This window comes from Caldanaerobacter subterraneus subsp. tengcongensis MB4, assembly GCF_000007085.1.
GTDB lineage: Bacteria > Bacillota > Thermoanaerobacteria > Thermoanaerobacterales > Thermoanaerobacteraceae > Thermoanaerobacter > Thermoanaerobacter subterraneus.
In genome coordinates this window covers 1800950-1814302 of record NC_003869.1, presented here as the reverse complement: position 1 = coordinate 1814302, position 13353 = coordinate 1800950, and the positions used below count along the sequence as shown (strand labels likewise).

Below are 13353 nucleotides of genomic sequence, written 5' to 3'. Positions count from 1 at the left end.
ATTATCAATAGATGGCGGGAGTATGTGGGAATCGAACCCACCTCTCGCTTAAATAGCGAGACCGTAGATTTGAAGTCTAGGAGGCACACCAGCGCCTATCTACTCCCGATAGTTTATTTTATAACATTTTTTAAAGCTTTTCAACAAAAATTTTAGGAGGAAAAAAGATGAAAGGCAATTACATAGCTTTTCCAAGCGTGAATTATGTCATGAGAGCAGAGGATATTTTGAAGAAAAAGAATTTGTGGTATAAAGTGGTACCAACGCCAAGGTCTATTGATTTAAGCTGTGGAATATCGATAATGTACGATAAGAAAGATGAAGAGATAATACGGAAGCTTTTAGAAGAAAATGGTGTTTTAGTAAAGGGATTTTACTCTATAGAATAGATAAAAATTTTTTTGAGACCTTATTGTTTTTTTATATTGCGCGTGTTATAATTTTTATAAAAGTAGCACTAAATTAAAACTAGAGTATACAGTGTACAAGTGCAATTAGAAAATTTTAGTGGAGGTGCGGGAATGTTAAAAGGTTTTAAGAGGTTAAACGTTGTGCTAGCTATACTGCTAATAATTGTTATGTCTTTAACAGCCTGTAGTAAATCGCAGAATCAGGCGCAAATCTCTGAAACTTCCAAAGAGACAGTTCAAACTATAACAGTTACAGATTTGGTAGGAAGGCAGGTGGAAGTAAAAGGTCCAGTACATAAAGTAGTTGCTATTGGTCCTGGAGCTTTAAGGCTTGTGACCTATGTTGATGGTATTGACAGAATTGCAGGGGTTGAAAACATAGACAAAAAATTGACTAATGGCAGAACCTACAACATGCTTTTCCAGGAAGAGTTTGCGAAGCTTCCTACCATTGGGCAGGGAGGTCCTGATTCTACACCGGACGCAGAAAAGCTGGTGCAAGTAAATCCCGATGTAATTTTTGTCATATCTTTGCTTGACAAGTCAAAAGCTGATGACTTGCAGTCAAAGACAGGAATTCCTGTAATTGTTTTGAGTTATGGTAAATTGGGGACTTTTGAAGAAGATATATACACCTCTTTAGAGATTATAGGAAAAGTGTTAGGGAAAGAGGATAGAGCAAAAGAACTGGTGGAGTATATAAAGGGAATTCAAAAGGACTTGCAGGACAGAACTAAAGATATTCCCGATGATAAAAAACCGACAGTTTATGTAGGGGCGTTGGGATTTAAAGGCGCTCACGGCATAGAAAGCACTCAAGGAAATTATCCCCCTTTTATGGCGGTTAATGCTAAAAATGTGGCTGATACTTTAGGGCAAAAAGGTAGTGTAATGATAGAAAAAGAAAAGTTATTGGCTTGGAATCCAGATATAATCTTCATTGATGAGGGGAATCTTGATTTGGTCAAGCAAGATTATCAGAAAAATCCCGATTTTTATAATAATTTGAAGGCAGTTAAGAATGGCAATGTGTATGGGATACTCCCATATAACCAGTACAACACAAATGTTGACACGGCTCTGGTTGATTCATACTGGGTAGGCAAAGTTTTATACCCTGAAAGATTCAATGATGTAGACCCTGTAGAGAAAGCGAAAGAAATATATGCGAAGTTTTTTGGTGAAAAGGGTAAAGTCCTCTACGATAAGATGAAAGAGGTCTATGGCGGTTTTGAAAAAATTAAATTTTAAGGGATAATCAAAGATAAATTCCTCCACTTTTTGTGGGGGAATTATAAAGGACGAGGGGATGAAGTCTTGAGGCAGTTGATATTAGAGGCGGTACCTGAAAGTTACAATCGTTATATAAGGAGAAAAATATGGATAATACTTCTTACTATATTAACAACTTTTCTCCTTGCTGTGTATGCCATAAATGCTGGTTCTGCAGGACTTAGCGTGAAGGATGTAGTAAAAACTTTGGTAGGACAAGGGGAAGAAAGATTCAGGATAATTGTGTGGAATATAAGGATGCCGAGAATTTTATCGGCTATGATGGCAGGAGTAGGGCTTTCTGTAGCTGGGTGTGTTACGCAAAGCATATTGAGAAATCCCTTGGCGTCCCCTTTTACTTTAGGGATATCACAGGGTGCAGCTTTTGGAGCGGCAGTTGCCATTATCTTATTTGGGGCAGGAAGCACTACAAATCCTGATTCTGTAATAATAAACAATCCTTATCTGGTAGTTATCTTTGCTTTTTTGGGGTCTATGGGTTCTACTGTAGTTGTGCTTATGTTGGCAAAAAATTTTAGAGTTACACCTGAAGCGATGGTGCTTGCAGGGGTTGCCTTGGGTTCTCTATTTTCTGCCATCACGATGATTTTGCAGTACTTTGCAGATGATGTAAAAGTGGCTTCAATAGTTTTCTGGACTTTTGGTGATTTGGGAAGGGCTTCCTGGAGAGATTTAACTATAATGTCTGTTGTGGTAGGGATTTCACTTATATATTTTATGTTAAACCGATGGAATTACAATGCTTTAGACAGCGGAGAGGAGACGGCAAAGGGGTTAGGCGTAGAAGTTGAGAAGATAAGGCTTTATGGCATGTTTATGTCTTCTCTTGTTGCTGCAGTGATTACATCTTTTGTTGGCATAATAGGGTTTGTAGGGCTTGTAGGGCCCCACATTATGAGAAGATTGATTGGAGGAGACCACAGGTTTTTAATTCCTGCGTCTTCTGCAATAGGTGCACTGATACTTCTTGCTTCAGATACTCTGGGCAGGACAATAATTTCTCCGATAGTTCTGCCCGTTGGAGCTATCACTTCCTTTTTAGGTGCCCCGGTTTTCCTGTATGTGCTTTCTAGGGGGTATAGAAGGTGATTTTAAACATAGATGGTATAGAATTCAGTTACACCAGCGTTCCTGTGTTAAGAAATGTGAAATTTCATCTTGAAAAAGGAGAATTTTTATCTATTTTAGGAAATAATGGGGCTGGAAAGTCTACTCTTTTAAAATGCATAAACAGGATTTTGAAGCCCCACAAAGGTACTATATACATTGAAAAAGACGAGATTTCAAAGCTCAGTAGGGTGGAAATTGCAAAGAAAATTGGGTATGTCGCTCAAAGAAATGAGAATGGCCGGTTTACAGTATTTGATGCTGTGCTTTTGGGGAGAAAGCCCTATATAAAGTGGGATATTACTGAAAAGGACATAAAAATTGTAAATGAGGTTTTAAAAAAGTTTGATTTAGAAAAACTTGCCTTAAGATACTTAAATGAGTTAAGCGGTGGAGAATTGCAAAAAGTGGTTATAGCGCGGGCTTTGGCGCAGCAACCAGTTGTTATGCTATTAGATGAGCCTACGAATAATTTGGATTTAAAAAATCAGATTGAGGTTTTAAAAATTATAAAAGATACTGTAAAAGAACAGAATATCGCCGCAATTGTAATAATTCACGATTTGAATTTGGCTTTGAGGTTTTCAGATAAATTTTTGCTTTTAAAAGACAATACCATTTTTGCCTATGGTGGAATGGAAGTCATGACTGAAGAAAACATAGAGGCTGTATATGGGATTCCTGTTGCAGTAGAAACCTGCCGAGGAGTACCCGTTGTCATTCCACTTTAACAGCTCAGACAAGGGGGACGGTTCCTTCCGTCTGAGTTTTCAGACAGGAGGAACCGTCCCTCCCGTCTGAGTCCCTCCCGTCTGAATTTTTATTCTACTTTAACGGAAAGGAAGGGAGAATTGCTGTGGAACTAGTACCTATAGGTGTTATACACAGCCCTTATAAAAGGAAAGGGGAAGCGCCTCATCAAGGAAGGGCTAGGAATGAGGAGGCAATATTGGAAATATATCCTGAATTTCAGGAAGGGCTTCAAGAGATAGAGAAGAAAAAGCACATAATAGTTCTTTATTGGTGCCATTTAGGGAAAAGAGACGTGATAAAAACGGCTACTCCGTGGGGACCGGAGATAAAAGGTGTTTTTGCTACCCGTTCACCTAATAGGCCTAATCCTATAGCTTTTTGTGTAGCGGACCTTATAAAGGTGGAGGGCAATAAGCTGTATGTTAAAGGGGTTGATGCTCTTGATAAAAGTCCTATTCTGGACATAAAACCTTACGTATACGAGCTAGACAGTGTCAAACCAGAAGATAGGCTGTAAAGGTAGAGGAGGATTTTTATGGACAAAAAGCTTTGGGAAGAATGTGTTTCCTTTCACGGGCATGAGTGCCCAGGACTTGCAATAGGTTTTAGAGCCAGTGAAGCGGCAATTAAAAAATTGAATCTCACCTTTTCTAAGGGCGAAGAAATTGTCTGCATCACAGAGAACAATGCCTGTGGAGTCGATGCCATTCAGTATATCACAGGGTGTACTTTTGGAAAAGGAAATCTAATTTTTAAGGATAAAGGCAAGCAGGCATTTACATTTTTTAGAAAAGATACCCGGGAAGGTGTTAGAATAGTATTAAAGGCTTTTAATCACGCTGATGACAGAAAAAAGTGGATGGAATACTTGCTTAATGCTCCGCTGGAGGAAATTTTTGATTTTAAGACACCGCCTTATGAAATACCCCCAAAAGCGCGAATATATCCCTCTATTAAATGCGAAATATGCGGAGAGTACGCTGGAGAGCACAGAATAAGGTTAAAAGATGGTAAAAAAGTTTGTATAGATTGTTTTGGGGAATGAAAAAGCACGGGAAAGTGCTTTCAGTTTGTTGACAAAACCCATATTAATTTAAGTGGCATTTTGTGTTAATGCTCCGGAGTTGCAAAGCGACTAAACTAAGGCTCACTTTTCGGGCTCCGGCGGGGTCCCGACCAATTCGCCCTTCGGGCTCAGGTGGTCGCTCGCTTCGCTCGCCCCGCCTTCGCCCCTCAAGTTCGCCAAGTTTAGTTACCGCTTTGACAACAAGTCGCATTTACACACAAAATGCCACTTTTAAACTTTGTCAACAGTCTGAAAGCACGGGAAAGTGCTTTTTCTTTTTTATAAAAAGTTGACAGCCCTTTTTTTATGCGTTTATAATAAAAAACAGGGATTATCTACGCTTATAAAACGTTTACCACCACTATTAAAAATAATGTAGGAGGGGTTAAGAAATGAAGATTGTCAAAGTATTAACTTTGGCTGTTACATTTCTAATGCTCTTCACTGGCTGGAATAATATCGCTTATGCTGATGTTTCAGGAGTGACCTTTTTTACGCCCTATATAAATATAGCGGTTACACCTGGAGAGACTATTTCCTACAGCATAGATGTTCAAAACAAATCTGGTCAAATTAAAAACATACCTTTAAGTGTAAAAGCCCCTGAGGGATGGCAGACTACTTTGACAGCTGGGGGATGGAAGATCGAAGAAATTTCTGTAAAGCCTAATGACAGCCAGACAATAACTCTTACTGTGGAAGTGCCTTTAAAGGTTGATAAAGGAAGCTATAAAGTGGTGCTTTTAGGCTCTGGAGTTCCTGTTTTAACTCTTACAGTAAATGTGACAGAGCAGGGTACTTATCAGACAGAGTTGACTACAGACCAGCCCAATATGGAGGGGACGAATAAGTCTACCTTTAGTTATGAGCTTAAGCTTAAAAACCGTACCCCAGATACGCAAAATTATGCTCTTATCGCTGATGTGCAACCTGGCTGGAACGTGCAGTTTACTGTGGAAGGCAAAGAGGTGACATCCGTATCAGTTGAGCCAAACAGTCAGAAGCTAATTAGGGTTTCTATAACACCTCCATCTCAGATTAAAGCTGGTACTTACAAGATACCAATTAAGGCAGAGACGAAGAATACAAGCGCTTCTGTTACGTTGGAAGTGGTGATAAGGGGCACATATGGGTTAAAGCTTACTACTCCTACAGGAGTGCTTTCAACTGATATAGTTGCCGGTGGAGATAAAAAGGTGACTTTGCAGGTGAAAAATACAGGTTCGGCACAGCTGGCAAAGATAAAGTTTTATGCGGATACGCCTGTGGATTGGCAGGTAACCTTTGAACCTGATACTATAGATACCCTCGCTCCTGGAGAGACAAAAGAGGTTACAGCTACGATACACGCTGATAAGAAAGCCATAGCAGGAGACTATGTGGTCACAATGAGGGCAAGTACCCCAGAGGCTAGTGACGAGGCTGTATTTAGAGTTACTGTAAAGACAAGCTGGGGTTGGGGAATTGTAGCGCTTCTCATAATTGCTGCTACAATAGGGGTTTTATATTATCTGATTGAGAAATACGGGAGGCGGTAAAATTGGCTGATGTTGTAATAGAGCTAAAAGGTCTCACTAAAATCTATGGTACTCAGCCAGCCGTCGACCATCTGGATTTAGAGATAAAAAGAGGAGAGGTTTTTGGACTTTTGGGCCCTAATGGTGCGGGCAAAACTACTACTATTTTAATGATATTAGGCCTTGTGGAACCAACCGAGGGGGAAGTAAAAGTTTTAGGGATTAATTCAACGCGAGAGCCACTTAAAGTAAAAAAATGGGTTGGCTATTTGCCCGAGGATGTCGGGTTTTATGAAGACATGACAGGGCTTGAGAATCTGAAGCTCACTGCTGCTTTAAACGGTATGGAGGAGAAAGAAGCGGTAAAAGCAGCAGAAGAACTGCTTGAAAAGGTGGGGCTTGGGGAAGCTAAAGACAAAAAAGTGGGAGCATATTCCAGAGGCATGAGGCAGAGACTGGGGCTTGCAGATGCCCTTATAAAAAAACCTCAGATAGTGATTCTCGATGAGCCGACTTTAGGGCTTGACCCGGAGGGGATGAAAGAATTTTTGGAACTCATAAAGAATTTGAGCAGAGAAGGCGGTATGACTGTTCTTTTGTCTTCTCACCATCTCCATCAAGTTCAGGAGATATGCGATAGAGTAGGGATATTTGTAAAAGGGAAGCTAATAGCAAAAGGTACTGTGTCGGAACTGGCAAAAGAGCTGTTTTCTACAGAACTTTACACCTTTGAAGTTGCTGTTAATCCTATGGAGGATGACCTTATTTCCAAACTTATGAGTGTGGAAGGCGTGAAAAAAGTAGAAAAGGAAGGTAAAGCCTTCATCGTCCATGCTGAAAAAGACGTTTCTGCTGAAGTTGCCAAAACTGTGGTAAAGGAAGGCTATAATCTTGTAAGGCTTATGCCTAAAAGCTATGGATTAGATGATATTTACCATCGCTATTTTGAGGGGGTGCAATAAAATGCGCCACTCACTGCGAGTCCTTATTAAAAAAGAAATTGCCGACCATATACACAGCTGGAGATTTAACATACTTTTGGCTCTGATATTTTTGACAGCACTTGCCTCTATCTACACTGCTGGAATGGCTATAAGAGATGCAGTATCAAAAGCTGATACTCCGCTGGGCGATTTGTACCTTTTTTTGAAGGTTTTTACTGTATCTGATGGGCGACTGCCTTCTTTTATCACATTTGTGGGATTTTTAGCCCCTCTTTTGGGAATAGGCATGGCTTTTGATGCTATAAATGGGGAGATAAATCGAAGAACATTGGTGAGGCTTATAGCTCAGCCTATTTACAGAGATGACGTAATTTTATCAAAATGGATTGCAGCTCTTCTGGTGATAACAGTTTTCTTCCTGGCACTTGGCTTTTTTGTGATGGGGCTTGCTATATTATTTTTCGGCATTCCTCCTACCTTTGAAGAGGTAATGCGAATAATCGTGTTTTTGCTGGCTACAGCCCTGTACGTAGGAGTATGGCTGAGTTTGGGAATTTTATTTTCTATATATTTCAGACAGCCGGCAACTTCATTGCTTGCCAGCATAGCTGTGTGGCTCTTCTTTGCGCTATTTTACGATATGATAGTAAATATCTTGGTCCCAATAGATACAGAGGGACCTGCACAGATAGTGTTTCGTCAGATGCAGATTCATCAATACCTTTTGAGGATTTCACCAACTACTCTGTATCAAGAAGTTGTTACTACCCTTTTGTCCCCAAATGTAAGGTCACTAGGGCCACTTACAGTTGCTCAGGTAGTTGGAGCGATACCTACGCCTCTTTCTTTTGACCAGAGTCTCCTTTTGATTTGGCCTCAGATTGCTGGGCTTGTTGCTCTTAGCGTTTTCCTCTTTGCAATTTCCTTTACACTTTTTATGAGACAGGATATCCGCCACTGATTGGCGGATTATTTTTTTATCTTGACTTTTAAAGAGGGGTGTGCTATTCTTTTATTAGATAATGAGAATTATTCTCAATATCAAGTATTACTGTATATCAATTTCATGTCGAAAAGAAGGGAGGCATTAGTTTGGAAGAGAAAGTGAGTACGCTTGATAAGCTACCTGTTGGGACAAAAGGAAAAATAGTGAAAATTAAGGCGGTGGGGGAACTGAGAAGGCGACTTGTGGATATGGGAGTAATTCACGGGACAGAAGTCAAAGTGGAAGGGGTAGCGCCACTTGGAGACCCGATTGAAGTTACAGTGATGGGCTACAGGTTAAGTCTTAGAAAAAGGGAAGCTTCTCAGATAGAAATCGAGGTGATATAATTTGTTAAAAAAGGGAGGAATTGTATTGCCTCTTTCTATGCTTCCACCGGGGAAAAAGGCTGTGGTAGTGGACATAATAGGAGGGGAAAGTATAAGAAGAAGGTTAATTGACATGGGGATTGTAAGGGGAGTAGAGATTTTGGTTGTAAAAAACGATGTAGGACCTCTTATAGTAGGAGTTGGGGAGATGAGGTTTGCTTTGGGCTTTGGCATGGCTCAAAAAATATTAGTGGAGGAATTATAGGGGAGGGCAAAGATGGAAAAGATGGGCGTTTTAGAAGGTAGAAAGGAATTAGTGGTTGCATTGGCAGGGAACCCAAATTCAGGTAAAACAAGCTTGTTTAATGAGCTTACAGGATCAAGACAGCACGTGGGGAACTGGCCAGGAGTTACTGTTGAGAAAAAAGAAGGAAGGCTTAAATTTGAAGGTATAGATTTTAAGGTAGTAGACCTTCCTGGCACTTACAGTTTGGGGGCTTACACGGAAGATGAAGTGATTGCCAGGAATTTTATAATATACGATAAGCCAGATGTTGTGATTAATGTGGTAGATGCCACTAATCTGGAGAGAAACTTGTACCTTACAATGCAGCTTTTGGAGATGAATGCAAACCTGGTTATAGCTTTAAACATGTCGGATGAGGCAAAGGCTAAGGGCATTGAGATTGATAAAGATAAGCTGTCGCAGATTTTGAAAGTGCCAGTTGTAATGACAGTGGCCACTAAAGGGGAAGGTGTAAAAGAGTTACTGGAGAACGTACTAAAAGCGGTAGAATTTAAAGGAGAAAGATATCGCATAGATTATGGGAAGGAATTGGAAGAGGGCATTTCTGAGCTTGAAAGTTTGATTAAGGAAGATGAAGAGCTTTCAAAGAAGTTTTTTCCTAGGTGGCTGGCTATTAAATTCATAGAAAACGATGAGAACATAATGAAAGAGTTTTCATCCAAAACGGCATTGATGGAGAAAGTCAAGTTGATCCAAAAGAAGTTAGAAGGGATTTTTGGAGAAGATGCAGAGGTTGTCGTCGCTGATAAAAGATATGGGGTCATTTCTGGTATAGTAAAGGAATGTGTAAAAAAGAGGAGTACTCCTGAAGAGAGGTACACCTTATCTGACAGAATAGATAGGATTGTGACGAATAAATACCTCGGCATTCCAATATTTCTTGTAGCTATGTGGGCGGTTTTTGAATTCACTTTTGCTTTGGGCAATCCCCTATCAGACTGGATAGAAATGTTTTTTGACTGGCTGGGTGAAGTTACAGCCTCCTGGCTTTTGTCAATCGCTGCACCGGACATTTTAATTTCCTTTATAAGAGATGGAATAATTGCAGGAGTTGGTTCTGTACTGGTATTTATACCACCGATTTTCCTCTTATTCTTTGCAATTTCTGTGTTAGAAGATAGCGGCTACATGGCGAGAGCCGCTTATGTTATGGATAGATTTATGACTGCTTTGGGACTTCATGGCAAATCTTTTATACCTATGCTGATTGGTTTTGGCTGCAATGTGCCCGGCATAATGGCTACTAGAACTTTGGAAAACAAGGAGGATAGATTGGTTACTATTCTGGTAAATCCTTTAATGTCTTGTGCTGCCAGGCTTCCAGTTTATGTGCTTTTCGCAGGAGCTTTCTTTGCAGAGAATCAAGGGCTTGTGGTGTTTTCTATATACCTTTTGGGGATAGTGCTGGCAGTTATAATGGCTAAAATATTTAAAAAATTTCTTTTCAAAGGCAAGACAGCTCCTTTTGTGATGGAGCTTCCTCCTTACAGAGTGCCTACTCTAAAGGGCTTGCTTATTCACATGTGGGAGAGAGGAAGTTTATTTGTGAGAAAAGCTGGCACCATAATTTTGGGAGTAGTTGTGCTGGTATGGATTTTATCTAGCCTTCCCGCGGGAGTGGAATATGCCAGCGCTGAGAGCTATATTGGTAGATTGGGAAGCGCTGTAGCGCCCATTTTAAAGCCGGCTGGATTTGGTACTTGGGAAGCGGCTTCAGCCTTGATATTCGGCATTTTAGCGAAGGAAACGGTAGTTGGTACTCTTGGAGTGGTGTACGGTGCAGAGGGAGATGCTTTGTTTGAGGCTATAAGGCAGCATTTTACGCCTCTGTCTGCCTATGCCTTTATGGTTATGACTCTTATATACATCCCCTGTGTGGCTACAATTGCCGCTATAAGAAGAGAGACAAATTCATGGAAATGGACTTTCTTTGCAATAGGATACACTCTGGTTCTCGGATGGCTAATGGCGGTTTTGGTATATCAGGGAGGGCGAATTCTAGGGCTTGGGTAAAAATTTTGTAAAATAAAAGGAAAAAGGTGTTTACCGTGGAATATATTATATTAGTGGGAGCAGGAGTTTTTCGGCCGCTATGATTTGGATTGGGATGAGGAGACAGTTTGAGAAAGGCGGTAAGTGTCATCGTTGTCCTTTTAAAAGGGAGTGTAAAATGACTTGTAAAAATTAAGTTCAGGGGGGAGAGGCAATGGAATGGCTTAAAGTGTTGAAAGAGGATATTTTGAGATTTTTAAAGGAAAAAGAAGGCAATAAGTCTTCATTGGAAGAAATAGCAATAGAGAGTAAAGTAGCTAAAGAAGACGTAATTGAAGCAGTGAGAAGTTTAGAAAAAGATAATTTTGTCAACTTTGAAAAGCAAGAGGTCTCTCTCACAGAAGACGGGAAAAAAGAGGCTGAAGGTATATATGAAAAACACAATCTCGTAGAAAGTGTGTACGGGCATCAAATTGCTCATGCTTTGGAGCATTACGCCATGAAGGATATGAAAAAAGCTTTTGAGTCTGCCTCTTCCCCTAAAAAATTAAAAGATTTTAAAGAGCAACAAATAGGGTTTGTTGTGCGCCTTTCTATAGATAACCCCATGGTATTGTCAAGGATTATAGGGTTAGGCTTTGCACCTGGAAGCTATTTTAAGATTGTCAAGAAAAGAGATGACTTTTTAGTGATAGAATCCCATGGTAGGCTTGTGGTTTTAGGAAGAGAAATTGGAGATGATATAGAGGGGGTAGAAGCTTTTGAGGATGCTTCTGGTAGGACAGCCTAATGTAGGGAAATCGCTCTTTTTGAACACTCTAACAGGAGCAAAGGTTATAGTGTCTAATTACCCTGGTACAACTGTAGATGTTACAGAAGGTAGAACAAAAGTTGGAGATGAATCATGGGAATTTGTAGATACCCCCGGCATTTACAGCCTTACCCCTTCCAGTGAAGAAGAAAAAGTTACATATAGGATAGTATTAGAAGGAAATTATGATTTTGTGATACACATTTTAGATGCACTTGCTTTAGAGAGAAATCTCATAATTTCCCTCCAATTGGCAGAATTAGGAGTTCCTTTCATGATAGCGGTTAATTTTTATGAGGAAGCGCTGAAAAAGGGGATGAAAATTGACTTAAGGGCTTTGGAGGAATTATTGGGCGTTCCTGTTGTGGTGATAAATCCTTTTAAAAAGGAGATTGAAAAATTAAAAAATGCTTTTAAATCAGTAAAAAAGTCTAACTACTCTATTCAGTACGATGACCACATAGAAGAGATGATAGAAATAATAGAAAGAGAAATTGATTATGAGGGAAAGTTTTCTAAAAGAGGCATTGCTGTAAAAATATTAGAAGAAGGGGACATGGTATGTAGACTGTTAAACTTGAATAAGTTTGAAAATTTAAAGGAAAGATATAGGGGAGTTCATCCAAATGTGACAAGAGACATAGTTATAACAAGGGCAGGATATGCCTTTTATATTTCTCAAAAGATTTTAACCTATAAAGAAGAAAGGGCAAATAAATTAAATTTACTTGATAACTTTATACTTAACAATCCAATAGGTAGTGCAGTTTTTAGCTTAAGTGTCCTTTCCCTTATATTTTTAGGGCTTTTCTACATTGGCGGATGGTTTCAGGATGCTTTAGGAAATTTATTTGAAGGATATATTGAAAGCTTAAGCGCATATCTTTCGGCTTACCATCCTCTTCTTGACGTTTTGGTGACAAATGCTTTCATAGGCCTTGCTGCAGGTATAAGTATAGCTGTACCTTATGTGGGTATATTCTATATTTTTCTTACATTCATGGAAGATACTGGTCTTTTATCCCGCTTTATAATCGCATTAAATGGCTTGATGTCAAGGCTTAACCTCCCTGCGAAGGCTATCATTCCTTTGATGCTGGGTTTTGGTTGCAGTGTGCCTGCCATAAAATCTACAAGGATTCTCAGTAATTTCAAGGACAGGTTTAAGGTGGCAATACTCTATTCAGTTGTCCCGTGTTCTTCACGAAATGCCATACTCTTTGGAGTGGTCGGGCATTACGCAGGAATAGGGTATCTTATATTAACTTATTTTACGTTACTCGTTGTTTTTATAATCACTTCAAAGATTTTAGGAATAGTCGTTTCAAAGGAAAGACTGCCTCTTGTAGAAGAAATGCCTCCATATCGCATGCCTGTTGTTAGAAATTTACTGGTTAAAGCATGGGTTAGGATGGAAGACTTTGTAAAAGTGGTTATTCCTCTTTTGGTAGCTGGAGGAATTTTGTACGGCATGTTAGACTATTATGACCTTACTGCTTTTATAGTTAAACCCTTTAGGTTTTTGACAGTAAGCTGGCTTGGACTTCCTGCAAATACCGTAATACCGCTTCTTTATGGCTTTTTACAAAAAGACCTTGTGATTGCAATGCTGGCAAATGCCATGGGGACTTATGACTTTGGGACGGTCTTGTCAAAATTTCAAATATTTACTTTTGGGCTTGCATCTTCAGCACAGATTCCTTGTATAATAGCCTTTGGCATGTTTATAAAAGAATTTGGCTTTAAAAGGGCTTTGATTGTTACGTTTTCTGCTTTTATATACGGCATGTTAATCGCTGGTCTTATTTATAGATTAATTGCATTGATATAAAAATAAAAGGA

The 13353-nt window shown here is 39.6% G+C and carries 14 protein-coding genes and 1 tRNA gene; 14 read left to right on the top strand and 1 reads right to left on the bottom strand.

Features of this window, described 5'->3' with window-relative positions; translation table 11 throughout:
• Positions 1–12: 12 nt before the first annotated feature.
• Positions 13–107, bottom strand: a tRNA-Sec gene (locus TTE_RS08965).
• 60 nt (positions 108–167) lie between these two features.
• On the opposite strand from TTE_RS08965, the gene TTE_RS08960 reads away from it, so the two are divergent.
• The 14 genes from TTE_RS08960 to feoB (TTE_RS08895) all read left to right on the top strand — a co-directional run bounded on the left by TTE_RS08960 (position 168) and on the right by feoB (TTE_RS08895) (position 13342).
• The gene (locus TTE_RS08960) at positions 168–389 is read left to right on the top strand and encodes a DUF3343 domain-containing protein (protein ID WP_011026038.1); all 222 of its coding nucleotides are present in this window, start codon (positions 168–170) and stop codon (positions 387–389) included.
• 132 nt (positions 390–521) lie between these two features.
• Entirely contained in the window at positions 522–1661 is a 1140-nt protein-coding gene (locus TTE_RS08955; protein ID WP_011026037.1) for an iron ABC transporter substrate-binding protein, read from the top strand.
• Between the two features lie 66 nt (positions 1662–1727).
• Positions 1728–2792, top strand: a complete 1065-nt coding sequence (locus TTE_RS08950; protein ID WP_009611284.1) for a FecCD family ABC transporter permease — start codon at positions 1728–1730, stop codon at positions 2790–2792.
• Positions 2789–3541: an ABC transporter ATP-binding protein gene (locus TTE_RS08945; RefSeq protein ID WP_009611289.1), complete on the top strand. Its 753-nt coding sequence runs from the start codon at positions 2789–2791 to the stop codon at positions 3539–3541. Before TTE_RS08950 ends, TTE_RS08945 begins: the two co-directional genes overlap by 4 nt.
• A gap of 125 nt (positions 3542–3666) precedes the next feature.
• Positions 3667–4080, top strand: coding sequence for a tRNA (N6-threonylcarbamoyladenosine(37)-N6)-methyltransferase TrmO (tsaA, locus tag TTE_RS08940; RefSeq protein WP_009611283.1), 414 nt, complete (start codon positions 3667–3669; stop codon positions 4078–4080).
• 18 nt (positions 4081–4098) lie between these two features.
• Positions 4099–4608: an FmdE family protein gene (locus TTE_RS08935; RefSeq protein WP_011026036.1), complete on the top strand. Its 510-nt coding sequence runs from the start codon at positions 4099–4101 to the stop codon at positions 4606–4608.
• Between the two features lie 413 nt (positions 4609–5021).
• Positions 5022–6167 carry an NEW3 domain-containing protein gene (locus TTE_RS08930; protein ID WP_009611286.1) on the top strand — a complete coding sequence of 382 codons (1146 nt, stop codon included), beginning with the start codon at positions 5022–5024 and terminating at the stop codon, positions 6165–6167.
• Between the two features lie 2 nt (positions 6168–6169).
• Entirely contained in the window at positions 6170–7108 is a 939-nt protein-coding gene (locus tag TTE_RS08925; protein ID WP_011026035.1) for an ABC transporter ATP-binding protein, read from the top strand.
• Between the two features lies 1 nt (position 7109).
• On the top strand, positions 7110–8051 hold the full coding sequence (locus TTE_RS08920; RefSeq protein WP_011026034.1) for an ABC transporter permease: 942 nt from the start codon (positions 7110–7112) through the stop codon (positions 8049–8051).
• Between the two features lie 131 nt (positions 8052–8182).
• On the top strand, positions 8183–8422 hold the full coding sequence (locus TTE_RS08915) for a FeoA family protein (RefSeq protein ID WP_011026033.1): 240 nt from the start codon (positions 8183–8185) through the stop codon (positions 8420–8422).
• Between the two features lies 1 nt (position 8423).
• Positions 8424–8666 (top strand): FeoA family protein, encoded by a 243-nt coding sequence (locus TTE_RS08910; protein WP_011026032.1) that lies wholly within the window; start codon positions 8424–8426, stop codon positions 8664–8666.
• Between the two features lie 12 nt (positions 8667–8678).
• Complete coding sequence (feoB, locus tag TTE_RS08905) at positions 8679–10721, top strand: ferrous iron transport protein B (RefSeq protein ID WP_011026031.1); 2043 nt, start codon at positions 8679–8681, stop codon at positions 10719–10721.
• Between the two features lie 193 nt (positions 10722–10914).
• Complete coding sequence (locus tag TTE_RS08900; RefSeq protein WP_011026030.1) at positions 10915–11490, top strand: FeoA domain-containing protein; 576 nt, start codon at positions 10915–10917, stop codon at positions 11488–11490.
• The gene (gene feoB / locus TTE_RS08895) at positions 11468–13342 is read left to right on the top strand and encodes a ferrous iron transport protein B (RefSeq protein WP_041587334.1); all 1875 of its coding nucleotides are present in this window, start codon (positions 11468–11470) and stop codon (positions 13340–13342) included. Before TTE_RS08900 ends, feoB (TTE_RS08895) begins: the two co-directional genes overlap by 23 nt.
• Positions 13343–13353: the final 11 nt, after the last annotated feature.

Coding starts and splice junctions, on each gene's coding strand:
- TTE_RS08960 (WP_011026038.1), top strand. CDS start 168: ATGAAAGGCAATTACATAGCTTTTCCAAGCGTGAATTATGTCATGAGA.
- TTE_RS08955 (WP_011026037.1), top strand. CDS start 522: ATGTTAAAAGGTTTTAAGAGGTTAAACGTTGTGCTAGCTATACTGCTA.
- TTE_RS08935 (WP_011026036.1), top strand. CDS start 4,099: ATGGACAAAAAGCTTTGGGAAGAATGTGTTTCCTTTCACGGGCATGAG.
- TTE_RS08930 (WP_009611286.1), top strand. CDS start 5,022: ATGAAGATTGTCAAAGTATTAACTTTGGCTGTTACATTTCTAATGCTC.
- TTE_RS08920 (WP_011026034.1), top strand. CDS start 7,110: ATGCGCCACTCACTGCGAGTCCTTATTAAAAAAGAAATTGCCGACCAT.
- feoB (WP_011026031.1), top strand. CDS start 8,679: ATGGAAAAGATGGGCGTTTTAGAAGGTAGAAAGGAATTAGTGGTTGCA.
- TTE_RS08900 (WP_011026030.1), top strand. CDS start 10,915: ATGGAATGGCTTAAAGTGTTGAAAGAGGATATTTTGAGATTTTTAAAG.
- feoB (WP_041587334.1), top strand. CDS start 11,468: ATGCTTCTGGTAGGACAGCCTAATGTAGGGAAATCGCTCTTTTTGAAC.